Source organism: Massilia sp. UYP32, assembly GCF_050434365.1.
Lineage (GTDB): Bacteria > Pseudomonadota > Gammaproteobacteria > Burkholderiales > Burkholderiaceae_D > Telluria > Telluria timonae.
Genome location: NZ_JBNDIK010000004.1, coordinates 171056 through 194568 on the forward strand (window position 1 = coordinate 171056; position 23513 = coordinate 194568).

General features: G+C 67.6%; 20 protein-coding genes. 4 read left to right on the forward strand and 16 right to left on the reverse strand.

Annotated features, from left to right (window positions below):
• Positions 1–27 precede the first annotated feature (27 nt).
• The 4 genes from ABIB42_RS04770 to ompR form a co-directional block, all read right to left on the reverse strand.
• On the reverse strand, positions 28–285 hold the full coding sequence (locus ABIB42_RS04770) for a Txe/YoeB family addiction module toxin (protein WP_005666589.1): 258 nt from the start codon (positions 283–285) through the stop codon (positions 28–30).
• On the reverse strand, positions 260–559 hold the full coding sequence (locus tag ABIB42_RS04775; RefSeq protein ID WP_081589899.1) for a type II toxin-antitoxin system Phd/YefM family antitoxin: 300 nt from the start codon (positions 557–559) through the stop codon (positions 260–262). Before ABIB42_RS04775 ends, ABIB42_RS04770 begins: the two co-directional genes overlap by 26 nt.
• 267 nt (positions 560–826) lie before the next feature.
• Positions 827–2200 carry a sensor histidine kinase gene (locus ABIB42_RS04780; RefSeq protein WP_005666591.1) on the reverse strand — a complete coding sequence of 458 codons (1374 nt, stop codon included), beginning with the start codon at positions 2198–2200 and terminating at the stop codon, positions 827–829.
• Positions 2200–2967, reverse strand: coding sequence for a two-component system response regulator OmpR (gene ompR / locus ABIB42_RS04785; RefSeq protein ID WP_005666593.1), 768 nt, complete (start codon positions 2965–2967; stop codon positions 2200–2202). Before ompR ends, ABIB42_RS04780 begins: the two co-directional genes overlap by 1 nt.
• 200 nt (positions 2968–3167) lie before the next feature.
• Between ompR and ABIB42_RS04790 the strand changes: the two genes are divergently transcribed.
• The 3 genes from ABIB42_RS04790 to ABIB42_RS04800 all read left to right on the forward strand — a co-directional run bounded on the left by ABIB42_RS04790 (position 3168) and on the right by ABIB42_RS04800 (position 6364).
• Positions 3168–3533 (forward strand): hypothetical protein, encoded by a 366-nt coding sequence (locus tag ABIB42_RS04790; protein WP_005666595.1) that lies wholly within the window; start codon positions 3168–3170, stop codon positions 3531–3533.
• 280 nt (positions 3534–3813) lie between these two features.
• The gene (locus ABIB42_RS04795) at positions 3814–5730 is read left to right on the forward strand and encodes a flagellar assembly protein A (protein ID WP_429247970.1); all 1917 of its coding nucleotides are present in this window, start codon (positions 3814–3816) and stop codon (positions 5728–5730) included.
• Positions 5731–5854: 124 nt separating this feature from the next.
• Complete coding sequence (locus tag ABIB42_RS04800) at positions 5855–6364, forward strand: chemotaxis protein CheW (RefSeq protein WP_312184307.1); 510 nt, start codon at positions 5855–5857, stop codon at positions 6362–6364.
• 2 nt (positions 6365–6366) lie between these two features.
• On the opposite strand, the gene ABIB42_RS04805 is transcribed toward ABIB42_RS04800, so the two are convergent.
• The 7 genes from ABIB42_RS04805 to dapC form a co-directional block, all read right to left on the reverse strand.
• Complete coding sequence (locus ABIB42_RS04805; protein WP_005666600.1) at positions 6367–8373, reverse strand: ATP-binding cassette domain-containing protein; 2007 nt, start codon at positions 8371–8373, stop codon at positions 6367–6369.
• Between the two features lie 78 nt (positions 8374–8451).
• Entirely contained in the window at positions 8452–9345 is an 894-nt protein-coding gene (gene prmB / locus ABIB42_RS04810) for a 50S ribosomal protein L3 N(5)-glutamine methyltransferase (protein ID WP_071362092.1), read from the reverse strand.
• A gap of 32 nt (positions 9346–9377) precedes the next feature.
• Positions 9378–10514 (reverse strand): succinyl-diaminopimelate desuccinylase, encoded by a 1137-nt coding sequence (gene dapE, locus ABIB42_RS04815; protein ID WP_071362093.1) that lies wholly within the window; start codon positions 10512–10514, stop codon positions 9378–9380.
• The gene (locus ABIB42_RS04820; RefSeq protein WP_429247971.1) at positions 10511–10870 is read right to left on the reverse strand and encodes an ArsC family reductase; all 360 of its coding nucleotides are present in this window, start codon (positions 10868–10870) and stop codon (positions 10511–10513) included. Before ABIB42_RS04820 ends, dapE begins: the two co-directional genes overlap by 4 nt.
• Before the next feature lie 142 nt (positions 10871–11012).
• Positions 11013–12164 carry a PilT/PilU family type 4a pilus ATPase gene (locus tag ABIB42_RS04825; RefSeq protein WP_208277835.1) on the reverse strand — a complete coding sequence of 384 codons (1152 nt, stop codon included), beginning with the start codon at positions 12162–12164 and terminating at the stop codon, positions 11013–11015.
• Positions 12165–12244: 80 nt separating this feature from the next.
• Positions 12245–13069 carry a 2,3,4,5-tetrahydropyridine-2,6-dicarboxylate N-succinyltransferase gene (gene dapD, locus ABIB42_RS04830; RefSeq protein WP_071362096.1) on the reverse strand — a complete coding sequence of 275 codons (825 nt, stop codon included), beginning with the start codon at positions 13067–13069 and terminating at the stop codon, positions 12245–12247.
• Positions 13070–13112: 43 nt separating this feature from the next.
• Entirely contained in the window at positions 13113–14327 is a 1215-nt protein-coding gene (gene dapC / locus ABIB42_RS04835) for a succinyldiaminopimelate transaminase (protein WP_429247972.1), read from the reverse strand.
• A 147-nt stretch (positions 14328–14474) separates the two neighbouring features.
• Here dapC and ABIB42_RS04840 point away from each other — a divergent pair, with 147 nt between their 5' ends.
• Positions 14475–15248, forward strand: coding sequence for a YoaK family protein (locus ABIB42_RS04840; protein WP_219864571.1), 774 nt, complete (start codon positions 14475–14477; stop codon positions 15246–15248).
• On the opposite strand, the gene ABIB42_RS04845 is transcribed toward ABIB42_RS04840, so the two are convergent.
• The 5 genes from ABIB42_RS04845 to ABIB42_RS04865 all read right to left on the reverse strand — a co-directional run bounded on the left by ABIB42_RS04845 (position 15134) and on the right by ABIB42_RS04865 (position 23360).
• A complete protein-coding gene (locus ABIB42_RS04845; RefSeq protein ID WP_429247973.1) occupies positions 15134–15925 on the reverse strand; it encodes a sensor histidine kinase in 792 nt (263 codons plus the stop codon). The two genes, ABIB42_RS04840 and ABIB42_RS04845, sit on opposite strands and share 115 nt — an antisense overlap.
• A gap of 33 nt (positions 15926–15958) precedes the next feature.
• Positions 15959–18214: a two-component regulator propeller domain-containing protein gene (locus ABIB42_RS04850; protein WP_429247974.1), complete on the reverse strand. Its 2256-nt coding sequence runs from the start codon at positions 18212–18214 to the stop codon at positions 15959–15961.
• A 96-nt stretch (positions 18215–18310) separates the two neighbouring features.
• Positions 18311–19297 (reverse strand): formylglycine-generating enzyme family protein, encoded by a 987-nt coding sequence (locus ABIB42_RS04855; RefSeq protein ID WP_429247975.1) that lies wholly within the window; start codon positions 19295–19297, stop codon positions 18311–18313.
• Positions 19298–19306: 9 nt separating this feature from the next.
• Positions 19307–21187: an arylsulfatase gene (locus tag ABIB42_RS04860; RefSeq protein ID WP_429247976.1), complete on the reverse strand. Its 1881-nt coding sequence runs from the start codon at positions 21185–21187 to the stop codon at positions 19307–19309.
• Between the two features lie 10 nt (positions 21188–21197).
• A complete protein-coding gene (locus ABIB42_RS04865) occupies positions 21198–23360 on the reverse strand; it encodes a TonB-dependent siderophore receptor (RefSeq protein WP_429247977.1) in 2163 nt (720 codons plus the stop codon).
• Between the last annotated feature and the right edge of the window lie 153 nt (positions 23361–23513).

Sequence of the window (23513 nt, forward strand, 5' to 3'; positions counted from 1 at the left end):
AAGGGAGCATATCTGCTCCCTTGGTGATCAGTAGTGGTAGCGGCAGGACAGGATGATCAACTCTTCATCCTGCACTTCGTAGACGAGGCGGTTCGTCTCATCTATTCGCCGTGACCAGCAACCACTGAGGCTGTGTTTCAAGGCTTCGGGCTTGCCTATTCCCGCAAAGGGGTCTCTTTGAACATCCTTGATTAAATCATTGATACGCTTGAGCGTCTTCTTGTCCTGCGTCTGCCAGTAAATATAGCTATCCCAGCCTTCATCCGTGAACTTCAAGTGGCGCATGTTGCGATTCCTCAGCGTCGGATATATCGAGTAATTCCCGATGCTGCGCTCGACCAGAGCGGGCCTGTGCAATTGACTTGGCGAGGTGAGCCGCATTCGCCGGTGAGCTCAACAAATGCACAGTCTCCATAAGACTGCTGTAGTGATCGAATGACATGACGACCGCGTCCGGCGCATCGCGGCGCGAGATGACGGTGACGTCAGCATCTTCAACCACTTGGTCGATGACGGTCCGAAGACTGTTGCGAGCATCGGAAAAGTTAATGATTCTCATGTATTACTCCAATCGCTCAATAGTCGTAGTCATTAGCAATAGTCGCAGGCGTAAGCAATGATCGCGGGCGTTAGCAGTTGTCGCAGGCGTTAGCAAAGGTCGTTGGTAGCAATAATCGCAGGCGTGAGCAGTGGTCGCAGGCGTCAGCAGTATTCGCAGGCGTTAGCAATAGTTGTAAGCGTGTTATCGAAAGGATATACATGTACGATAAGTTGTACATGTAGGAGTATAGCGCGGTTTTCGGAGATGGCAAGGAAATAGAGCAGATCACGCCGCCAGCGGCAACGCCACCTGCAGCAAGAACCCGCCGCCTTCGCGATTGCGCACTTCCAGCCCCGCGTTATGCCGGGTCAGCACGCGCTCCACGATCGCCAGGCCTAGCCCGGCGCCATTCGCCTGGCCGCGCGCGCTATCCAGCCGAGTGAAGGGCTTCATCAGCTGTGCGATCTGGTCCGCCGGCACGCCGACACCATGGTCGCCGATCTCGATCACGGCGCGTCGCCCGTGCCCCGTGGCCTTCACCCGCAGCACGATGTCGATGTCGGTGCATGAGGTGCCCGGCGTCTTGCCGTAGCGGCGCGCGTTTTCGATGATGTTGTTGATCACGCGCCGCAGGTCGGTCGCGTTGCCCATCACGTGCACGCCCGGCATCAGGTCGGTCTTCACGTGCAGGTCGGGGATGCGGGCCGCCTCGCGGCCGACGTCGGACAGCATCTCGGACAGGTTCACCGGCACGAAGGTCGCCGCCTCGGTCGGCTTGGCGTAGTCCAGGAACTGGCCGATGATGGCGTCCATCTGCGCGATGTCCGACTGCATGCCTTCGCGCGCCTCCGTCGAGAGATTCGCCATCTCGACCTCCAGCCCCATGCGCGCCAGCGGCGTGCGCAGGTCGTGCGAGATGCCGGCCAGGATCACGGCGCGGTCCTTTTCCACCTGCGCCAGGTCTTCCACCATCTGGTTGAAGCTGCGATTGGCCTCGATGATCTCCTGCGAACCCTTCTCGGGCAGGCGCACAGGGCGCTCGCCCTTGGCGATGGCGCGCGCGGCGGCCGTCAGGCGCGCCAGCGGGCGGTTCACCAGGCTCGAGATCAGCGCCGCGCCGAGCACCGACAGCAGGCCCACCACCACGGCCCAGCCCAGCCACTGTTCGCGCGTCAGGCCCGTCAGGCGCTCGCGTTCGAGCATCAGCCAGTACTTGTCGTCCTCGATGTTGAAGCTGATGTAGAAGCCCGGCACGCCGTTCACGCCGCTCGAGAAGCGCGTGTCGGCCCCCAGCCGTTCGCGCACGATGGCGGCGATCTCGGGCATCAGGGGATTGTGCGGTGGCGGGTCGACCACGTCCGTGTCTTCCAGCGTGAAGATGCGGATGCCTTCGTTCGACACCAGTTCGAGCAGCAGCTCGCGCCGCAGGTCGGGCGCCGAGTGGGTGAGCGCGGCCTTGGTGATGGTCACCACCGACACCACCAGCTCCGCCGTCTGCTGCACCTGCTTGTCGCGCTGGAACACGCTGATCATGCCGATCCAGGCCAGCATCGAGGCCGCGGTAAGCACCGACATCAGGAAGAAGGTGCGCCAGAACAGGCCGCTCTTGAACCAGGCGAAGCGCAGGGCGCGCCGCGCCTGGGCGATCGGGGTAAACACTAGCGCGGCTGGCCTTCAGGGATGAACACGTAGCCCAGGCCCCACACGGTCTGGATGTACAGCGGGCTCGATGGATCGGGCTCGATCAGCTTGCGCAGGCGCGAGATCTGGACGTCGAGCGAGCGGTCGAACACCTCGTATTCGCGGCCGCGCGCCAGTTCCATCAGCTTCTCGCGCGACAGCGGCTGGCGCGCATGGCGCGCGAACACCTTCAGCACCGAGAATTCGCCGGTGGTCAGCGGCACCGTCTCGCCATTCTTCTTGAGCGTGCGCGTGCCCAGGTCGAGCACGAAGTCGCCGAACTCGAAGGTCTGCGGCGTTTCGGACGGCGCGCCGGGGATCTCGTCCGGGCCCTTGCGGCGCAGGACGGCGCCGATGCGGGCCACCAGCTCGCGCGGGTTGAACGGCTTGGGCAGGTAGTCGTCGGCGCCCATTTCGAGGCCGACGATGCGGTCGACGTCCTCGCCCTTGGCGGTCAGCATGATGATCGGGGTCTGGTCGCCGGCGCCGCGCAGGCGGCGGCAGATCGACAGCCCGTCCTCGCCGGGCAGCATCAGGTCGAGCACCAGCAGGTCGTAGCGCTCGCGCAGCCACAGTTTGTTCATCGCCGGCGCGCTTTCGGCGGTGACGACCTGGAAGCCCTGTTCGGTCAGGTAACGGCGCAGCAGGTCGCGCAGGCGCACGTCGTCGTCCACGACCATGATCTTGGCGGAGTGGCCCGATGCAGCGCCCGCACCCGCGTGATTGTTCGAAGTCGTTGAAGTCATAAAACTGTCCAGAATTGTCAGATGAATGTCGCTATGGTAACTTCTTATGGCTAGGGCGGAAGCACGACTCAGCCCAGCCATTACAATGTGTTACAAACTTTACCCAATAAGTCTTACTCCGCTTTCGGTATGCACCTACACTGGCGACAAGTGATCAACACAGCTTATCCGTTTATCAGGCATCGCGGAAGAGGAACACCATGAACCACGCGCACAATGACAAACCAGCAGGATTCGGCGCCAATGGCGGCCGGCTCGCCCGGCTTGCGCGCCTTGGTGTGATCGCCTGCGTGCTGGCAGGTACCGGGGCCAGCGCATTGGCGCAGAACCAGGAGCGCGATCCGCGCCGCGACGAAGCGGCGCTGCGCGACCGTTATCAAATGCAGGCCCAGCAAGACCCGCGCGTCTACGAGATGCGCGACCAGGACCGTCGCGTCATGGAGGCGCAGGCCGACGCGGCCCGTGAAGAGCGCCGTCGCGGCCGGCTGTCGCCGGACGAGCGGCGCGACCTGCGGCGCCAGATCAAGGAAGGTTCGGAACTCTATCCGAACGCCCGCCGCCGCTGAAAATGCGGCTTGCAATGTAAAACGACGGCGCCGATGGCGCCGTTGTCGTTTCTGGAATTTGACATTCCTCAAGGCGTCATGCTGGCGTACCTCGTGCGTTTTTTCCGGATCCGGGCACGAATGCCCAGCTGAGTAATGGTGTCGGTCGCGTCACAAATTTTCTTTTTAGAAATCTAGTTGCCATATGTTTATTTAGATTGCGCAACATGCTATCTTTACGTCCACCTTACTGTTGGCAGGGTCTGCGTCGCCAACATTTATCGCCAAGTGGAGCGTGAACGTGTCCGACCTTGCCGTACTACCCGATGCAGCGCCCGCCACGGCGGCGCCCGCCGTCCGCTTCGACTCGAAGGGGCCCGAACATTGCATCGCCAGGCGCGACGACGGCGTGTATGCCGATCCCGAAGTGCTCGGCACCACGCTGGTGGCGGCGGTCGACGGCATCCTGCACTCCAGCCATTACCTGGCCGGCCTCGATTATCCGGTCCTGATCAAGGCCCTGTACGGCCACGGGCCGGAGCTGCCGCGCGATGCGGCCGGCCGGGTCGTGGTGCGCATCGCCGCCGACATCGTGCCGTTTACGCCGCAGCGCCAGGCCCTGTACCGCTCGGTCAAGATCGCCGACGGCCAGGCCGAATACTATTTCGAACCCGTGTTCGAGCGCGACGAGGAAGGCGGCGAGCGCCAGACCCGGCTCGATGTCGACGAGTTCGTCGCCGACATGTGGGCGAAGGGCATCCGCTTCGGCGCCGAGGTCGGAGCCATCCGCAGCCATATCGAAAGCGGCGCGGCCGGTCGCTACGTGGTGGCGCGCCGGCTCGAGCCGTTGCCCGGCATGGATGCCCGCGTGGAAGAGGTCACCAGCGACCTGCATCGCAGCGACGCCCCGCGCCAGCTCGCCAACGGCAAGCTCGACCTGATGAGCTTCCAGAACCGCTTCCCGCAGGTGGCGGCCGGCACGCGCCTGCTGCGCAAGGTGCCGCGGACCAGCGGCAGTCCCGGCTTCGACCTGAACGGCATCCCGATCGCGCCCGAGGTGGCGAAGGACCTCGACCTGGCCACCTATGCGGCCGACGGCACGACGGTCGAGCTGGCGCCGGAAGGCGAGTTCCTGGTCGCGCGCCAGGACGGCTTCCTGAGCGTCGACCCCAAGAGCAGCCGCATCGCCATCACCGACAAGATCGTCAGCCGCGACGGCGTCAGCGCCAGGACCACCGGCAACCTGCACCTGGCGGGCGACTACGAGGAATTCGGCGAAGTCCAGGAGCAGCGCATCATCGAGGCCGAGAGCATCACCGTGCACGGCGACGTATATGGCCACCTGGTCGCGCGCCGCGGCGCGATCCTCCTGCGCCGCAACCTGGTCGGCGGCAGCGCGCGCAACCTGGATGGCGGCGTGCGGGTGCTGGGCGTCGCGTCCCAGGCGACGATCCAGGCGACCAAGGGCGAGGTGCGGCTCGAGCGCGCCGAGAACTGCGTGATCTCGGGCGCGCGCATCCGGATCGAGACCGCCATCAACTGCGAGATCATCGGCGACGAGGTCGAGGTGGCGCATGCCGAGGGCAGCGCCATCGCCGGGCGGCGCGTGGCGATCGGCCGCGCGGGGCCGTGGAAGCAGGGCGAGATGCTGGCCTGGCTGCTGCGCCCGGACTGCGCGCGCGTCGACGCGGCGCTGGCGCAGGTGCGCCAACGGGTGGACCAGTTCGGTCAACTGGCGGCGCAGCGGCGCAGCGCGATGGAAACCCTCACCGGCCAGCCCGAGATGCGCAAATACCTGTTGATCGCGCCGCGCCTGCGCAAGGGCGAGCTGGTGCTGACGCCGGAACAGGAACCGCAGTTCCGGCGCCTGGCGGCCAGCGTGGCGCCGGCGCTCAAGGAGCTGGGCCGGCTGTCGCAAGAAGCGAAGTCGCTCGACGGCGAGCGCGCGGCCGGCATGGCGCTGTTGAAACGGCTCGGGGCCCAGCGCTTCGAGCGGGTCGGCGCGGCCGGGGTGGCGCTCGGCATGCTGGCGGGCGAAGTGCAGGTGCTGGCGCTGCCCTACGAACCGGACCTGGGCTGCGTGTGGGACATGACGGCGCGCGACATCAAGCTGCGCCTGCGCGACACCAAGGGCGCGGAAGTGCTGCACGCGGGCTGCGAGGGCGCCTGGTCGTGGGACACGTCCATGGCCACGGCAGAGGCGCAGGCCGCGTCCTGAATTTGTCCCGCGGCGCGGGACGCGTCCAAGGCTGAAGTTGACTACAGTCAACATCAGCGCCGGGGACGAGGCATACGATGGTGATCGCACCCATAAAGGATCCGCCATGGTCACCTCGTCCAGCATGCTTCACGCTTCAGCCCCTTGCGCTTCTGTCCCCCGTTACCCGGCGCCGCGCAGCAGCGCCTCACGGGAATTCCTCAGCTTCATGCTCGACGGGCAGGAATACGGGCTCGATTGCGCGCGCGTGCAGGAGCTCAAGCTGCTGGGATCCCTCGAACGCTTCGCCGCCGACGGCGAAATCATCGGCGGCGTGGCGCTGTCGCATGGCGTGATCATGCCGGTGGTCGACATGCGCGCGGGCGGCGCCCAGGCTGCGGGCACGGGGCCAGGCCGGTCGGCGCCGGATACCGACGTGATCATCCTGCGCCTGTCGAGCGGGATCGTCGGCATGGTGGTCGAGAGCGTGACCGGCATCGTGCATGTGCGCCCGGAGGCGGTGCAGCCCCTGCCGGGCGCGCCGAGCGCGGGCTACCTGATCGGCATGGCCCGCATCGATGGGCGGCGCGTGGTGCTGATCGACATCGATCGCTTGATGTCGCTGTCGCCGCGGCGACCGCTGAGGGCCGCCTGACCTTACGCCGTCAACGCTTCCAGCTGCTCCTGGATTTCCAGCCACTCCACCTCGAGCGCTTCCAGGTCGCGCGCCGCGAAGGCCTGGTCGGCCACCAGCGTCTTGAGGCGGTCCTTGTTCGCCGCTTCGTAGATCGCCGGATCGAGCAACTCGGCGTCGATCGCCGCTTTCTTCGCGCTCAGCTTGGCCATCTGCTCGTCCAGGCGCTTGACCCGGTTTTCCAGGGGCTTGCGCTGGGCCGCCAGGCGCTGGCGCTCTTCGGCTTCGAGGCGTTTCTGTTCCTTGCGTTCGGCCGGCGACGCCGCCGGGCTCGGCGCGGGCGCGCTGGCCCTGGCGGATGGCTGGGCCGCCTTCGCCGGCGCCGCCTGGCCGGGCAGGGCGTCGCCTCCCTTGCCCAGCTTGGTCTTGAACAGCCAGTCCTTGTAGTCGTCCAGGTCGCCGTCGAAGGGCTGCAGGCGGCCGTCGGCCACGATGATGAACTGGTCGGTGGTGGCGCGCAGCAGGTGGCGGTCGTGCGACACCACCACCAGCGTGCCCTCGAACTGGGCCAGGGCCATCGTCAGCGCCTCGCGCGTTTCCAGGTCCAGGTGGTTGGTCGGTTCGTCCAGCAGCAGCAGGTTCGGGCGCTGCCACACGATCAGCGCCAGCGCCAGGCGCGCCTTTTCGCCGCCCGAGAACGGCTTGATCGGGCTGGTCACCATATCGCCCGGGAAGTTGAAGCTGCCGAGGAAGTTGCGCAGCTCCTGTTCGCGCACTGTCGGCGCGATCTTCGCCAGGTGCCACAGCGGCGATTCGTCATGGCGCAGCATCTCCACCTGGTGCTGGGCGAAGTAGCCGATCGACAGGCCCTTGCCGAGTGTGGCATGACCGGTGAGCGGCGCCAGTTCGCCGGCGACGGTCTTGATCAGGGTCGACTTGCCGGCGCCGTTCACGCCCAGCAGGCCGATGCGCTGGCCGATCTGCAGCGAAAAGTCGATGTGGTTGACGATGGTCTTCGCCCCGACCTTGTCGCCGTGCGCGTCGAGCAGCGGGTAGCCGGCGTCGACGCCTTCCAGCACCAGCAGCGGATTCGGGGCCGCCAGCGGCTCGCGGAACTCGAACGAGAATTCGGCGGCGGCGCGCAGCGGCGCCAGTTCTTCCATCTTCGAGAGCGCCTTGATCCGGCTCTGCGCCTGGCGCGCCTTGGTGGCCTGCGCCTTGAAGCGGTTGATGAAGGATTCGAGGTGGGCGCGCTGGCGCTGCTGCTTCTCGATGGCCGAGGCCTGCAGCACCATCTGGGCGGCGCGCTGGCGCTCGAAGGCCGAGTAGTTGCCGCTGTAGCGCTTCAGCTTGCGGTCGTCGATGTGCACCACCACGTTCACGATCTCGTCCAGGAAGTCGCGGTCGTGCGAGATGATGATCAGGGTGCCGGGGTAGCGCTTGAGCCAGTCCTCGAGCCAGATGATGGCGTCCAGGTCCAGGTGGTTGGTCGGTTCGTCGAGCAGCAGCAGGTCGGAAGGGCACATCAGCGCCTGCGCCAGGTTCAGGCGCATGCGCCAGCCGCCCGAGAAGCTGGCCACCGGCTGGTTCATCTGCGCCAGCGAGAAGCCCAGGCCCAACAGCAACTGCTCGCCGCGCGACTGCACGGTATAGGCGTCGGCGTCAGCCAGCGCCGCATGCAGCTCGCCCAGGCGCATGCCGTGGGCGTCGGCGTCGGGGTGGGATTCCAGCTCTTCCAGCTCGGCCTGCAACTTGCGCAGGCCGACGTCGCCATCGATCGCGTAGTCGAGCGCGGCGCGCTCGAGCGGCGGGGTCTCTTGCGCCACATAGGCCATGCGCCACTTGGCGGGGAAGTCGATCTGCCCCTGGTCCGGATGCAGTTCGTTGCGCAGCAGGCCGAACAGGCTCGATTTGCCGGCGCCGTTGGCGCCGATCAGGCCGATCTTGTCGCCCGGGTTGAGGGTCAGGTCGGCGTCGACGAGCAGCGGCTTGGTGCCGCGCATCAGGCTGACGTTCTGGATACGGATCATGGTGGGGCGCTGAATAATTGGATGACAAAGTGGGGTGGACGGCAAGCCGTCCACCCCACGGATAGATGACCGGATCGCTTACTGCGCGGTCTGCAGCTGCTCGGCCGTCAGCAGGAACACCGCATCGTCGCCGATGCTGGTGGTCAGCCAGGTCAGGCCCAGGTGGCCAAAGGCGGCTTCGGCGAACTCGCGCTCGTTGCCGATCTCGACCACCAGGATGCCGTCCGGGGTCAGGCGCTCGGCGGCGCCGGCGATGATCTTGCGCACCAGGTCCATGCCGTCTTCGCCGCCGGCCAGCGCGATCTGCGGCTCGTTCAGGTATTCCGGCGGCAGGGTGCGCATCGATTCCGAATTCACGTACGGCGGATTGCTGATGATCAGGTCGTACTTCTTGAACGGCACGTTCTCGTACAGGTCGGACTCGATCGGGTTGACGCGGCCTTCCAGCTTGTATTCGCGGATGTTGTGCTCGGCCACGGCCAGCGCATCCTTCGAGATGTCGACCGCGTCGACCACGGCGTTCTCGAAGATGTCGGCCGCCATGATCGCCAGGCAGCCGCTGCCGGTGCACAGTTCGAGCACGTTCTCGACGCCGTCCGGGTCGGTCAGCCATGGGCTGAACTGCTGAGGGATCAGCTCGGCGATGAAGGAGCGCGGCACCAGCACGCGTTCGTCGACGTAGAAGCGGTATTCGCCCAGCCACGCTTCCTTGGTGATGTAGGCGGCCGGCACGCGCTCGGTGACGCGGCGCTCGATCACGGCCAGCACCTGCAGCACTTCGTCGGGCAGCAGCCTGGCGTCGAGGAAGGGCTCGAGGCGGTCCAGCGGCAGTTTCAGGGTGTGCAGGATCAGGTAGGCGGCTTCGTCGAAGGCCTCGGCGCTGCCGTGGCCGAAGAACAGCTTGGCGCCGTTGAAGCGGGTGACGGCATAGCGCAGCAGGTCGCGCGGCGTACTGAAGGTGGTGTTGGTCATGGTCTTGTTCTCGTGTTGGTTCAGCGCCCCGATCAGGCAGCCAGCAGGCGTTCGAGCGTGCGGCGGTAGATGTTCTTCAGGGGATCGATGTAGCGCAGCTCGATATGTTCATCGATCTTGTGGATGCTGGCGTTCGGTGGGCCGAATTCTATCACCTGGGGGCAGATGCGGGCGATGAAGCGGCCGTCCGAGGTCCCGCCGGTGGTCGACAGTTCGGCCTGCACGCCCAGCTCTTCCTTGATGGCGCCGCAGATCGTGTCCGACAGCGTGCCCTTTTCGGTCAGGAAGGGCTGGCCCGACAGCGTCCACTCCAGGTCGTAATCCAGGCCATGGCGGTCGAGGATGGCGTGCACGCGCGCTTCCAGGCCCTCGGCGGTGCTGGCGGTCGAGAAGCGGAAATTGAAGTCGATCGTCAACTGGCCCGGGATCACGTTGGTGGCGCCGGTGCCGGCCGCCATGTTCGAGATCTGCCAGCTGGTCGGCGCGTAGTACTCGTTGCCTTCGTCCCAGACCTCGGCGGTCAGCTCGGCCAGCGCCGGCGCGGCCTGGTGGATCGGGTTGCGCGCCAGGTGCGGATAGGCGATGTGTCCCTGGATGCCCTTGATGACCAGGTGGCCCGACAGCGAACCGCGGCGGCCGTTCTTGATCGTGTCGCCCAGCACGTGGTTTGACGTCGGCTCGCCGACCAGGCAGTAGTCGAGCGTCTCGCCGCGTTCTTCCAGCAGGTCGACCACGACCGCGGTGCCGTCGACGGCCGGGCCTTCCTCGTCGCTGGTGACCAGGAAGGCGATCGAGCCCTTGTGGTCGGGGTGGTGCGCGATGAATTCCTCGCAGGCGATCACCATGGCCGCGATCGAGGTCTTCATGTCCGAGGCGCCGCGTCCATACAGCTTGCCGTCGCGCTGGGTCGGCACGAAGGGTTCCGATTCCCACTGGTGCAGCGGGCCGGCCGGGACCACGTCGGTATGGCCGGCGAACACGAACAGCGGCGCTTCGCTGCCCTTGCGCGCCCACAGATTGGTCACGCCGTTCGACTCGATGGTCTCGCAGCGAAAGCCCAGCGGCGCCAGTAGCTCGATCAGGCGCTGCTGGCAGCCCTTGTCGTGCGGCGTGATCGAATCGAGCGCGATCAGCTCTTCGGTCAGCAGCAGGGTGCGGGAAGGCTTCACTTGGCGCCCTCGAACTTGCTGGCGTACTGGTCGGCGGAGAAGCCGACCGAGACCGGGCCGACGCCGGCAAGGACCGGGCGCTTGACGACGGACGGGTTTTCCAGCATCAGCTCGGTCGCGCTGTCGGCATCGTTGACTTGCGCCTTGCGCTCGTCGGACAGGTTGCGCCAGGTCATCCCCTTGCGGTTGACCAGGGTTTCCCAGTCGACGTCCTTCAGCCAGCCCTGCACCAGTTCGCGGCTCAGGCCTTGTTTCTTGAAGTCATGGAAGGTGAAGTCGTGGCCATTGTCGGCCAGCCAGGTGCGGGCCTTCTTGACGGTGTCGCAGTTGGGGATGCCGTAGAGAGTCGTAGTCATGGGTAATCTTGGCCGCCGGGGCGGCGTGGTCGTTCGAAAAGGCGTGAGGATAGTGTATGCGCGCGGCGGCGCACAAGGTGCTTCGGTCGATTGTACACAGATGAGGCGGACGGGCGCGCCGCCTGCTGCATCGGGCGCCGGATCAGGAGTTGAGCGTGAACTCGGTGAACGAGGCGCCCTGGGGCGCCGCCGGTTTCTCGCGCTCCTGCTCTTGCGTCTGCTGTACCTGGCTCTCCGGCCCATTGTTGAGCAGCCACAGCAGGTTGGTGGCCGAATCGGCATTGGCCAGCGCCTCGTCCTGGGTCACCAGGCCATCCTTGACCAGCTTGAACAGCGCGCCCTCGAACGATTGCGAACCGGGCGACAGGCTCTTGTCCATCGCTTCCTTGATCTGGCCGATCTCGCCTTTCTCGATCAGGTCGGCGATGTAGCGGGTGTTCAGCATCACTTCGACCGCCGCCTGGCGCGCGCCGCCGGCGGCCGATTTCACCAGCCGCTGCGAGACGATGGCCTTGACGCTCGAGGCCAGGTCTTGCAGCAGGGCGGCGCGGTTTTCCATCGGGTAGAAGCTGATGATGCGGTTCAGCGCGTTGTAGCTGTTGTTGGCGTGCAGGGTGGCCAGCACCAGGTGGCCGGACTGGGCATAGGCCAGCGCCGCAGCCATCGTTTCGCGGTCGCGGATCTCGCCGATCAGGATGCAGTCGGGGGCCTGGCGCATCGAATTCTTCAGGGCGATGCCGAAGCTGCTGGCGTCGCTGCCGATCTCGCGCTGGTTGACGATCGATTTCTTGTTCTTGAACAGGTATTCGATCGGGTCTTCGAGCGTGAGGATGTGGCCGGTGCGCTGTTCGTTGCGATGGTCGAGCATGGCGGCGATGGTGGTCGACTTGCCGGAGCCGGTGGCGCCGACGACCAGCAGCAGGCCGCGCTTTTCCATGATCAGTTCGGACAGCACGGGCGGCAGGCCGAGCCCGCCCAGCGGCGGGATGTCGGCCGGCACGAAGCGGAATACGGCCGAGATCGAACCACGCTGGCGGAAGGCCGACAGGCGAAAGCGCCCCAGGTTCGGGACCGACACGCCCATGTTCAATTCGTTGTCGCGTTCGAGTTCGAGCAGCTGTTCGGGCGTGGCGACCTCGGACAGCAGCGACAGGATGTTCTCGGGTTCGAGACGATGCTGGTTGATGGGGATGAGCGCGCCGTTGATCTTGATGTGCACCGGGGAGTTCACGGCGAAGAACATGTCGGAAGCGTTCTTCTCTTTCATCAGCTGGAACAGGCGGTCCATGGCCATCGCATCGTCTCCGTTTGTTTCGGGTATTCCGGGGCCGGTTGGATGCGTCGGCGGCGAAGCCGCCAACGCGTCCAGCCAGCTTAAACGCCGCGCAGCAGCTCGTTGATCCCGGTCTTCGAACGCGTCTGCGCATCCACGCGCTTGACGATCACCGCGCAGTACAGGCTGTACTTGCCGTCGGCGGACGGCAGGCTGCCCGACACCACGACCGAACCCGACGGCACGCGGCCATAGGTCACTTCGCCGGTTTCGCGGTTGTAGATCTTGGTCGACTGGCCGATGTACACGCCCATCGAGATCACCGAGTTCTCTTCGACGATCACGCCTTCGACGATTTCCGAGCGCGCGCCGATGAAGCAGTTGTCTTCGATGATGGTCGGGTTGGCCTGCATCGGTTCCAGCACGCCGCCGATGCCGACGCCGCCCGACAGGTGGACGTTCTTGCCGATCTGGGCGCAGGAGCCGACGGTGGCCCAGGTGTCGACCATCGTGCCTTCATCGACGTAGGCGCCGATGTTGACGTAGGACGGCATCAGCACCACGTTCTTGCCGATGAAGCTGCCGCGGCGGGCGACGGCCGGCGGCACCACGCGGAAACCGCCGCGCGCGAAGTCTTCCGGGGTGTAGTCGGCGAACTTGGTCGGCACCTTGTCGTAGAACTGGATGTCGCCACTTGCGACCGGCACGTTGTTCTCGAGGCGGAACGACAGCAGCACGGCTTTCTTGATCCACTGGTTCACGACCCAGGCGCCGGTGTCCTTTTGCGCCACGCGCAGGCTGCCGTCATCGAGGCCGGCAAGGACGTGGGCGACGGCGTCGCGCACTTCGGCGCTGGCGTTGTTCGGGCTGATGTCGGCGCGCTGTTCCCAGGCGGTGTCGATGATGGTTTGCAGTTGTTGGGTCATGATGCTGGTCTTGGTTGAAATGAAAACAGGTATTCGTGGGCCGTTATTTCAGGCCCTGGCAGAACTGGACGATGCGGTTCGCCGCCTCCAGTCCTTCGTCGACGCCGGCCACCAGGGCCATGCGGATACGATCGCGCCCCGGATTCTGGCCGTGCGCTTCGCGCGCCAGGTAGCTGCCCGGGAGGACCGTCACATTATAGTCGGCGTACAGGCGGCGTGCGAACTCAAGGTCCGACAGGCCGGTGCGGCGCACGTCGGCCCACAGGTAGAAGCCGGCGTCGGGCAGCTCGACGTCCATCACGCCCTTGAGCAGCGGGGTGATGAGGGCGAACTTCTCCTTGTACAGCGCGCGGTTGTCCTGCACGTGCTGCTCGTCGTTCCAGGCCGCGATCGAGGCCGCCTGCACCGGCGGCGACATCGCGCCGCCGCAATAGGTGCGGTACAGCAGGAATTTCTTCATCGCCACCGGATCGCCGGCCACGAAGCCGGAGCGCATGCCCGGCACGTTCGAGCGCTTCGACAGGCTCGAGAACACGATCAGGTTGCGGTACGGCTGTTCGCCACCGCTCCTTCCGAGCTGGTGCGCCGCTTCCAGCGCGCCCAGCGGCGGCGCCGAGCCGGTATAGATCTCGGAATAGCACTCGTCGGCCGCGATCAGGAAGCCCCAGCGGTCGGACAATTCGAACAACTGGCGCCAGTCGTCCAGCGACAGGGTGGCGCCGGTCGGATTGCCGGGCGAGCACACATACAGCAGCTGCACGCGCGGCCACACGTCTTCCGGCACGCTGCCGTAATCCGGCGCGAAGTTGCGCGCGGGTTCGGAGTTGACGAAGTACGGCGCGGCGCCGGCCAGGTAGGCCGCGCCTTCGTAGATCTGGTAGAACGGGTTCGGGCACATCGCCAGCGCATCCGGCTTCGAGGCGTCGATCATGCACTGGGCGATCGCGAACAGCGCTTCGCGCGAACCGTTCACCGGCAGCACCATGGTGGCCGGGTCCAGCGCCGGGATGCCGTAACGGCGTTCCAGCCAGCCGGCGATCGCCGCGCGCAGGGGCTCGCCGCCCACCGTGCTCGGATAGTTGGCCAGGCCGGCCACCGAATGCGTCAGCGCTTTTTCGATGAAGGCCGGCGTCGGATGCTTCGGTTCGCCGATGCCCAGGCTGATCGCGGAATAGGCCGGGTTCGGGGCGACGCCGGCAAACAGCTGGCGCAGCTTTTCGAACGGGTAGGGATGGAGCTTGTCGAGATGGGGATTCACGGCAGTCTTGGGCGCACAACGGTGTGCGCTTTTCGATAATTTTTTATTATAGCTCCATGAATGGAAGAACGTTCGAGCGTGCGGCAAGTGATTTGCGGTAACATTAATCGTCTACCGACCAGCGATTTTTCTGGAGAGCCATCCGCCGTGCCGATCAGTTACGCGCGCAGCCTGACAGGACATGAACGCACGCCCGGCGCGAACCGGCACCTGGGCGTGGCGCTGGCTTTCGTTGCCGGCGCCATCAATGCCGGGGGCTTCCTGGCGGTGCGCGAATACACCTCGCACATGACCGGCATCGTCTCCAGCGCGGCCGACCACCTGGTGCTGGGCGAGACCGACCTGGTGCTGGCCGCGCTCGGCGCGCTGCTCAGCTTCCTGCTCGGCGCGGCCTGCACCGCGATCCTGGTCAACTACATCCGGCGCCGCGGCTTGCACAGCGGCTTCGCGCTGCCCCTGCTGCTCGAGGCTGTGCTTCTGCTGGTGTTCGGCATCCTCGGCGCGCGCCTGGCCGGGATCGATGCCTTCTTCATTCCGCTGACCGTGATGCTGCTGTGCTTCATGATGGGGCTGCAGAACGCGGTCATCACCAAGGTCTCGCGTGCCGAGATCCGCACCACCCACATGACCGGCATCGTGACCGACATCGGCATCGAGCTGGGCAAGATGGCCTACTGGAACGCCGACGGCCCGCTGCGCCAGCCGAAAGTCACGGCCAACCTCGGGCGCCTGCTGCTGATGCTGTCGCTGCTGGGCGCGTTCTGCCTGGGCGGCGTGGTGGGGGCGCTGGGCTTCAAGCACCTGGGCTACCTGTCCACGGTGCCGCTGGCCGCCTTCCTGTGCGTGCTGGCGATCGTGCCGGTGGTCGACGATGCCGTGCGCGTGCTCGGCGGACAGGGCGGGACGGGGCGCGACGCCTGATCCGCCTGGCCCGGCCCGACCGGAATCGCCAGCGTGATCCGCGTCTGGGCGGGGCTGCTCTCGATGCGCAGCCTGGCCCCGATCTGGAGCGCGCGCTCGCGCATGCCTTGCAGGCCGAAGTGGCCGGGCTTGTCCATGGCGCAGCCGCCGCTTCCTTCGTCGCCGACGGTCAGCGTCACGTCGCGCTGGCCGGCGTCGGCGCTGAGCCGGACCGGCCCGGGCGTATGCCGCAGGGCGTTGACCAGGGCTTCGCGCACGATCGCATGCACGTCGCGGCGCAGGCGCACCGGCAACCGGTCGACCGATCCCGGCGCCGCCGCCAGCGCCAGGCGCTGGCTTCCTCCAGGAAGGATCAGTTCCACGTCGCGCAGCAGCCCCTGCCAGAATGCGTCGACGTTGGCGAAGCCCTGGCGCAGGCCCTGGACTTCGTCGCGGCCTTCTTCCAGCACCTGTTCGGCGTTCTCCAGCACGCGCTCGAGCTCGGTGCGCACCGGGCTGTTGGCCGGCAGCCCGGTCAGCACCGAGTGCATCCGCAGCAGCATCCCTTGCACGCCCTGCAGGAAGGTGTCGTGCAGGGAGCGGGCGATCGATTCGCGCTCGCGCATGCGCGCCATCAGCTCGCCTTCGATGCGCTCGGCCAGCCGCCGGGTGCGCAGCCGGTAGGCCCACGCGGCCATGAGCACGAAGGCCAGCAGGCAGGCCGCCAGGAATCACCAGGTCTGGAACCAGCGCGGCGGGATGTAAAAGGCCAGGGTCGTGACCGGGCCCGCCACGCCGCTCTCGTTTATGGCCATCACCTCGAAGCTGTGCGTCCCAGGGCGCAGCCGCTGGAAGAAGGCGCTGCGCCGCGTGCCGGCTTCCTCCCAGTCCCGGCTGCCGGCCAGGCGATAGCGGAAGCTCACCTTTTGCGGCATGCGCAGGCTGGGCGCCGTGTAGTCGATCTGTACGTTCTCGGTGCCCTGGTCGAGCGCCATGCCCATGCCGACGCCATAGTGGCGCGCGCCGCTCGAGACGGCCAGCACCTCCACTGCGGGCGTCGCCGGGTTGTGGGCCGTCTTGCGCGGATCGAGCCAGGCCAGGCCGCGCTCGCCCGCGAACCAGAGCGTGCCGTCGCCGGCGATGACGGCCGTGCGCGACAGCAGGCGCAGCACGCCGCCGCCCAGGTAGCCGTCGGCGGCATCGAACAGCAGGCCGCGCAGCGGCGCGCCCGGCTCGTTCATCGAGCGCGTCCAGTCTTCAGGCGCGACGCGGTAGATGCCGCGCTCGGCGTTGATCCAGCGCACGCCGGCGGCGTCGGCGACGATGCCGTTGATCTCGCCGATGCCGTCCGGGACGGCGACGGCGAGGCGCCGGAAGCGGCCGCCTTCCAGGACCTGCACGCCGTCCGGGCCCGACACCAGCAAGGGCGTGCCCGGCACGATGAAAGTGAGACTGCCGACGTCCAGTCCATCCTGGGGGCCGTACTCGCGCACCGTCTCGCCGTCGACGACGCGCAGGCGGTTGCCGCGCAGTCCCAGGTAGCTGCGGCCGGCCGCGTCGAACACCACCTCCTGCGGACTGTCTTCCTTGACCGGCGGCCGGGTGCAGGCGCCGTCGCGGTAATGCCAGGCGCCCATGCGCCCGGTCCAGAGCCAGACTTCGTCGTTGCCGGCCGCGAGCTTCTGGAGCCGGATACTGTCGGCGGCCGCGCTGACTGCGGGTGGCAGCGGGATGCGCTCGACGCCCGTGCGGCCATGCCGCTCGATGCCGTGCTGGCCGCCGAGCACCAGCGTGCCGTCCGGCGCGCGATCGAGCACATGGGTGGCGATGGGGTCCGGCAGGTCGCGCGTCTTGCCGTGCTCGATGCGCACCAGGCCGGCCGTATCGTCCAGCCGCTGGACCCGCGCCGCGACGATCCCGCCGTCCGGATGCCGCGCGGGATGGGACACGCCGCGGTCGAGCAGTTGCGGCACCATGTGCACGACGTGGTCGCGCAGCCGCTCCAGGCCCGAGGGCGTGCCGACCCAGATGCTGCCGTCGCCGTCTTCCATCAGCGCCAGCACCGACAGGCTGGTCATCTGCCACGACTGGTCGAGCCGCTCGGCGGCGCCAACCGGCGTGAAACGCCCGCCGCGCTGCCAGTCGGCCGGGCGCAGCACGCAAATGCCGACCGGACAGTTGCCGGACCAGACGTTGCCGTCGCGGTCGAACAGCGACTGGTAGGTGTTGGCGCTGCCGGGTTGAAATGGCACGCGGCGCGGCGAGGGCGGCGCCACACGCTCGAACTGCTTGCCGAGCACCAGCCATACGCTGCCGTCCCGCGCTTCGAGCAGCATCGCATCGCCGCGCACCGCGCGCAGCCTGTGAAAGCGCTGGGCGCCGGCCTCGCGCAGGTAGAGCGCCGCGCCGTCGGTGGCCCAGACCCGGCCGGCGCCGTCGGCCAGCACGTATTCGGCGCGGGTGGCATCGTAGCCCAGTTCCGGGCCGATGCGCACGACGCGATCGCCCTCGACCCGGAACAGGCCGCGCCAGCCGGCGATCCAGGGCGCGCCATCGGCGCCAAGGGAGATGGCGAAGACGCTGCCGCTCTGTTCGGGCGTGAGCAGGTGCCGGTAACGTCCCTTGCGCAGCACGCTCAGCCCGCCGCTGCCGTGCCCAATCCACAGTTCGCCGCCGGGGCCGGGCCGCAGCGCGCTGATATTGTTGTTTTGCAGGCGGCTGCCGTCGGCCGTCTCGAACTGCAGGAAGCGCAGTCCGTCGAAGCGCAGCAGGCCGGCGTAACGGCTGCCGACCCACAGCCAGCCATCCTGGCTGCGCGCCAGCGCGTCGACGTAGCGCGGCGCGCCTTCCAGCTCGCCCCAGCGTTCATGGCGATAGCCGTCCAGCGCGATGGCCGGGTCGAGGGCGAGGGCGGCCGGCGCGAAAGCGCAGGTCAGTACGACCAGCGTCGTGCACAGCCACAGGTGGAATCGGTAAATGATACTCATTCCCGAATTGTTGCAGCTAAATCCTTGCCGGTCCAGTCGTCGCGGCCGTTCAGGCGCCTGGCGACATCATGTCCTCCGATTCATCCCGCGCCATTCTCAGGCATCGCGCAGCACGGTGCGAAAGCCGATATGGCTGGCGCCCAGGTCGGCTTCCTGCGATTCGCGCGCCGAGGCCCGGTAGCGCAGGCAGTAGGTCGGGGCGCACAGGAACGAGCCGCCCTTGATCACGACCGGCGCGGCCGGCCGGCGCGCCGCCGCCACGGCGGTGTCGCCGTTCGCGTGCGGCTGGCGCGCGCCGCTGTAGCCATCCTTGGTCCATTCCCAGGCGTTGCCGATCATGTCGTGCAGTCCGAAGGCGTTGGCGGCGTAGCAGCCGACCGGCGCCAGGCCCGCATGGCCGTCCTGGGCGCTGTCGGCCAGCGGGAAGGGCCCCTGCCAGTAGTTGGCGGTCGGACGGCCGTGGGCATCGACCGGCGCGCCATCGAGCCCGGCGTCGTCGCGGCCGGCCTTGGCCGCGTATTCCCACTCCGCCTCGGTCGGCAGGTCGCGGCCCAGCCAGCGTGCATAGGCGAGGGCGTCGGCCTGGGTGACCAGCGTCACCGGCGCATTCGGGGCCGGCGCCCGCGCGCCGTGCGGCTCCTTCCAGCTGACGCCGCGTGCATAGCGCCACCAGGCGTAGGGACGGCGCTGCAGCTCGGCCGCATCGGGCGTGTCGAACACGACGGCGGCGCCTTCACGCTCGGCCTCGGTGACATAGCCGGTGGCCTGCACGAAGCGTTCGAACTGGGCGTTGGTGACCTCGGTCTGGTCGATCCAGAAGCCATCCACCTTGTGGCGTGCGGTGCTGGCCGGGCGTTCGTCCGGATAGCCCGCGAGGCTGCCGAACACGAATTCGCCGCCGGCCAGGCGCACCATGCCGGCGCGCGCATCCCGGCCCCAGCCCGGCGGCAGGCCGGTCCCGGCCGCGCACAGGGTCTCGGTGCCGAGCTTCGCCAGGGGCGGCGCCTGGCTGGCATCGGTCACCGCCAGCGCGACACCGGCAAGGGCGCCAACCAGCGCCAGCAGGCATTCGGTCATGCGCATGTCGCCGTCCTAGTAAAAGCTGGCCGGACGCACCGGATTCACGCCGCCGACCTGCGCCATATAGTCTTTCCAGCGCTGCACCAGCCGGGCCACGATGTCCGGGTGGCGCGCCGAAAGGTCATTGTTCTCGGCGCGATCGGCCTGGATATCGAACAGCTGCCAGTGTCCATCCCGCGGACCGTGGGGCGGCTCGATCCAGACCGCCTTCCAGCGGCCGTCGGCGCTGAACACATAGCCGCGGCCATAGGCTTCGCCGGCCGCCGGCAGGCCGCGCTGGCCGATGTTTGACCCTTGCAGCAGCGGCAGCAGCGACGTGCCGGTGACCGGATACACGTTGCGGCCCTTGTAGACCACCTTGCCTGCGTTGCGGTCGCGCCCCGACGCCGGGTCGATGTCCGCCGGCGCGGGCTCGTGCGGCGGCGCGACGCCGGCCAGCGCCAGGAAGGTGGCGGCGTTGTCGGTGACGTGGGTGAAACCGTGCAGCACCGGCGCCGGCGTGGCGGGGCCGCGCTGGCCGGGCAGCTTGGCGATCAGGGGCGTCGAGACGCCGCCTTCGTGCGGCATGCTCTTCACGTTGCGCAGCGGCGCTGCGCTCACTTCGGCCCAGCGCAGGCCGTACTGGATGCGCTTGACCTGATCGGTGCCGAGCCTGGCGTAGACCTCGGGCGCGGCATTGGCCTCGTCGGTGGCTTTCGGGTCGGCGCCCGAATCGATCGGCCAGCCCTCGGCGCCGTTATCCGACTGGAACAGGATGAAGGTGTTGTCGTATTCGCCGATGTCCTTCAGGTGCCGGACCAGGCGTCCGATATTGTGGTCGAGGTTGTCGACCATGCCGGCGTAGATCTCCATGTAGCGGATCTGCGCCTTCTTTTCCAGCGGGGTCAAGCTGTCCCACTGCTTGTCGACCCGGCCCTGGCCGTGGTCGGCGTGGCCCTCGGCCGCGCCCTTGAGCGCGTTGACATAGCGCGCTTCCGGCGTGTCGTTGTTGGGCGACGCGGGCGCCCGCACCGGGCTGTCGGGTGCGCCGGCCCACGGCGTGAAGTCGGCCGGGATGATGCCCAGCTTTTTCATGCGTTCGATGCGCGCCAGGCGGATGGCGTCGTAGCCGGCGTCGTAGCGACCCTTGTACTTGCTCAGGTACGGCTCCGGCACCTGCAGCGGCCAGTGCGGCGAGGTGTAGGCGGCGTAGGCGAAGAACGGCTTGCCGTCGGCGCGGTTGGCGTCGATGTAGGAGATCAGGCGGTCGGTGTAGAAGTCGGTCGAGTAGAAGCCGGCGCCCGGCTGCACGTGCTTGCCGTCCTCGACGTAGTTGCGCGCGTCCGGCGCTTCCTTGCCGAAGTGGTTGCGCGCGGCGCCCGGCAGCAGCGCGTAGCTGCGCTCGAAGCCCCAGCGGTCCGGCGTCTTGCCGCGGCCGTCGCCGAAGCCGAGGTGCCATTTGCCCGCCATATAGGTATGGTAGCCGGCGTCCTGCAACAGGTCGGCGAAGGACAGCGCGTTCTCGTTCAGGTAGCCCTCGTAGCCGGGCGCGCCCTTGCGCTCGTCGCGCGGCGCGCCTTGCGAGCCCATGCCGACCAGGTGGTGGTCGGTGCCCGAGATCAGCATCGCGCGCGTGATCGCGCACACCGGCCCGGTGTGGTGGTTCGACAGCACGCGCCCGTCGCGCGCGAGCGCATCGAGGTTCGGCGTGTCAATTTCGCCGCCGAAGGCGCCGATGTCGGAGTAGCCCAGGTCGTCCGCCATGATGAACAGGATGTTGGGGCGCTTGGCAGGCGCGGCAGGCGCCGCCGGCGCGCCCTGCGCGCTGGCCTGCAGGGTCGGCGTGGGCGCGGAGTGGCAGGCCGCGAGCAGGGTTGCCGCGACCAGGGCCAGCACGGGTGTCGATGTTTTCATGGTGTTCCTCCTACAGGTCGATGCGGGCGTTGAACGAGACCGTGCGCGGCGCGCCGATCTGCAGCGAGTTCGAGCCCGCCGAATACCAGTAATCCTTGCCGGCCAGGTTGTTGACCTGCAGGCGCAAGGTCAGGTCGCGGCCCTGGACGCGGGTGCGCCAGGCGCCGCCCGCGTGCAACAGGGCGATCGACGGCACCTGGATCGTGTTGGCGCTGTTGGCTTCCTGCTCGCCCAGGTAGCTGGCGTTGGCGTGCAGCGACAAGCCGTCGACCTGCGGCAGCCGCGCTTCGAGGCCCAGCACCGCCTGCAGGCGCGGCGTGCTTTCGACCCGGTTGCCGATCAACGCGGGGCTGGTGGCCTTGTACTCGGCGTCGAGCCAGATGACGCCGCCGTTGGCCTTCAGCCAGCGCGCGAGGTCGGCGCGCGCGTTGACTTCCAGGCCGCGGTAGCTCAGTTCCCCGCCCTGCGTGTAGACGCCGCGCGGATCGCTGCCGTAGTCGGCATAGGCGGCGCCGCGCTTGACCCGGAACAGGGCCGCGTTCGCGCCCCAGCGGGCCTGGTCGACCTTCACGCCGAGTTCGGCCTGGCGGCTGGTCAGCGGCGCCAGCACTTCGTTGGCGTTGGCATAGGTGGTGCCGACCGTGCCGCCATCTTCCATCGCCTCGACGTAGCTGGCGTAGACGGTCGCGTAGGACGTCGGCTGGTAGAGCAGGGCGGCGCTCGGCGACAGCGGCTTCTTGTTGTAGCGCGAGGTGGACGCGCCGCGCGCGTTCCAGTTCAGGTTTTCGTAGTCGACATGGCGCGCGCCGAGCAGCACCGACCAGTGGTCGCCGAACTCGATGGTGTCGCTGGCGAACACCGACTTGTGGGTCCACTCCGAGATCTTGTAGAAGATGCTGCGGTCGAAGGTGGAGGTGTCGACCAGCACCGGTGGCGTCGCGTACAGGTTGCCGACGGTGGCGGGGCCGAACAGGCTGAGGTTCGATTCGGGATTCAGGGTGCGTTCGAGCGTCTGGTAGCCGGCGCCGAAGGTCACGCGATGGCGGAGCGGGCCGGTATCGAACTTGCCTTCCACGCTGGCCTGCAGCGCGTCATAGGTCAGGTTCGGGCGGTAGAACGGCGCCAGCCGGTTGCTGTAGTCGCCGCGCTGGTTGCTGAGATAAAGCGTCTCGTTGGCGCTGTCGATGCGCTTGACGGTGTGACCATAGCTGAGGCTGGCTTGCCAGGCGCGGCCGATGCGCCAGTCGAGCGCCGTGGCGCCCATCCACAGGGTCGAGTTGTAGTAGGAGCTGTCATAGGCGCCGAGGTCCTTGCGGCCGTCCACGGGCGCCGGCAGGCCGGTCCGGGCCGGGTAGTTCTGCAGCGAGACGGTCGGCACGGCGCCGTCGATGTCGCGCTCCTGGTAGAGGAAGTTGGCGCTCCAGGTCAGGTCGCGCGTCAGGCGCGCGTCCACGGCCAGCGAGGCGGCCTGGCGTTCCAGTGCGGCGCCGTTATAGGTGCCGCCTTCCTCGCGCGCCAGGTTGGCGCGGTAGCCGAAGCGGCCCTCGGCGCCGAAGCGGCCGCCCGCATCGACGTGCGCGCGCTTCAGGCTCGCGCTCGACCAGCCGACGTCGGCGCTCAGGAGCGTCTCGCTGGTCGGCTTCTTGGTGATGTAGTTGATGATCCCGCCAGGCGCGGCGAAGCCGTACAGGAAGCCCGAGGCTCCCTTGAGCAGCTGCACCGACTCGACGGTTTCGAGGGGCAGCTCGACGCCGAACATCTGGAATGGCTGGCCGTCGATCTTGAAGCCGTTGGTGAAGTCGAGTCGCAGCCCGCGCACGTTCACCGCGTGGGCGGCCTGGGTGTAGGTGCCGCCCTGCGCGCTGACCGAGGCGTCGTCGGCGAACACCTGGCCCAGCGTGGCGATCTGGCGATCCTCGATCTGCTGGCTGGAGACGCTGGCGGTGGCGAATGGCGTATCGAGGTCGGAGCGGTTGCCGAGGGCGCCGAGGGCGCCGCGCTCGTCGCGGGCGCGCTCGCCGTTGACGGTCACGGTCTGCACTTGCAGGGGTTCGAGGCTGGCGGCGTCGGGAGCGGCGAGCGGACCTTGCGCATTCGCCTGCGCGGCGCCCGCCAAGGCGCCGGCGACGATCAGCCCGAGGCGCCTGCGGCGCGGCTGGGTAAGAGGTTGCATGATGAGTTCCTGTCGTTATCGAGGGCTTGTTGCAGGACGTCGCACCATACGGATGTGGCAGGTTCGAAGGTCCGGCGGGCCGCGGGCCCGGCGCTTGCGTGCAGCGAATCCGGGCGGGCATGCGAGCCGATGCAGCGCGCCGTGGGTAACGGC

Bases quoted from the DNA above. Each gene is read 5' to 3' on its own strand.
- ompR (WP_005666593.1), bottom strand. From the start codon at position 2,967: ATGACTTCAACGACTTCGAACAATCACGCGGGTGCGGGCGCTGCATCG.
- ABIB42_RS04855 (WP_429247975.1), bottom strand. From the start codon at position 19,297: ATGCGCATGACCGAATGCCTGCTGGCGCTGGTTGGCGCCCTTGCCGGT.
- ABIB42_RS04845 (WP_429247973.1), bottom strand. From the start codon at position 15,925: ATGGCCGCGTGGGCCTACCGGCTGCGCACCCGGCGGCTGGCCGAGCGC.
- ABIB42_RS04825 (WP_208277835.1), bottom strand. From the start codon at position 12,164: ATGGCCATGGACCGCCTGTTCCAGCTGATGAAAGAGAAGAACGCTTCC.
- ABIB42_RS04775 (WP_081589899.1), bottom strand. From the start codon at position 559: ATGAGAATCATTAACTTTTCCGATGCTCGCAACAGTCTTCGGACCGTC.
- dapD (WP_071362096.1), bottom strand. From the start codon at position 13,069: ATGACCCAACAACTGCAAACCATCATCGACACCGCCTGGGAACAGCGC.
- ABIB42_RS04790 (WP_005666595.1), top strand. From the start codon at position 3,168: ATGAACCACGCGCACAATGACAAACCAGCAGGATTCGGCGCCAATGGC.
- ABIB42_RS04805 (WP_005666600.1), bottom strand. From the start codon at position 8,373: ATGATCCGTATCCAGAACGTCAGCCTGATGCGCGGCACCAAGCCGCTG.
- ABIB42_RS04770 (WP_005666589.1), bottom strand. From the start codon at position 285: ATGCGCCACTTGAAGTTCACGGATGAAGGCTGGGATAGCTATATTTAC.
- ABIB42_RS04860 (WP_429247976.1), bottom strand. From the start codon at position 21,187: ATGAAAACATCGACACCCGTGCTGGCCCTGGTCGCGGCAACCCTGCTC.
- ABIB42_RS04800 (WP_312184307.1), top strand. From the start codon at position 5,855: ATGCTTCACGCTTCAGCCCCTTGCGCTTCTGTCCCCCGTTACCCGGCG.
- prmB (WP_071362092.1), bottom strand. From the start codon at position 9,345: ATGACCAACACCACCTTCAGTACGCCGCGCGACCTGCTGCGCTATGCC.
- ABIB42_RS04850 (WP_429247974.1), bottom strand. From the start codon at position 18,214: ATGAGTATCATTTACCGATTCCACCTGTGGCTGTGCACGACGCTGGTC.
- ABIB42_RS04820 (WP_429247971.1), bottom strand. From the start codon at position 10,870: ATGACTACGACTCTCTACGGCATCCCCAACTGCGACACCGTCAAGAAG.
- ABIB42_RS04865 (WP_429247977.1), bottom strand. From the start codon at position 23,360: ATGCAACCTCTTACCCAGCCGCGCCGCAGGCGCCTCGGGCTGATCGTC.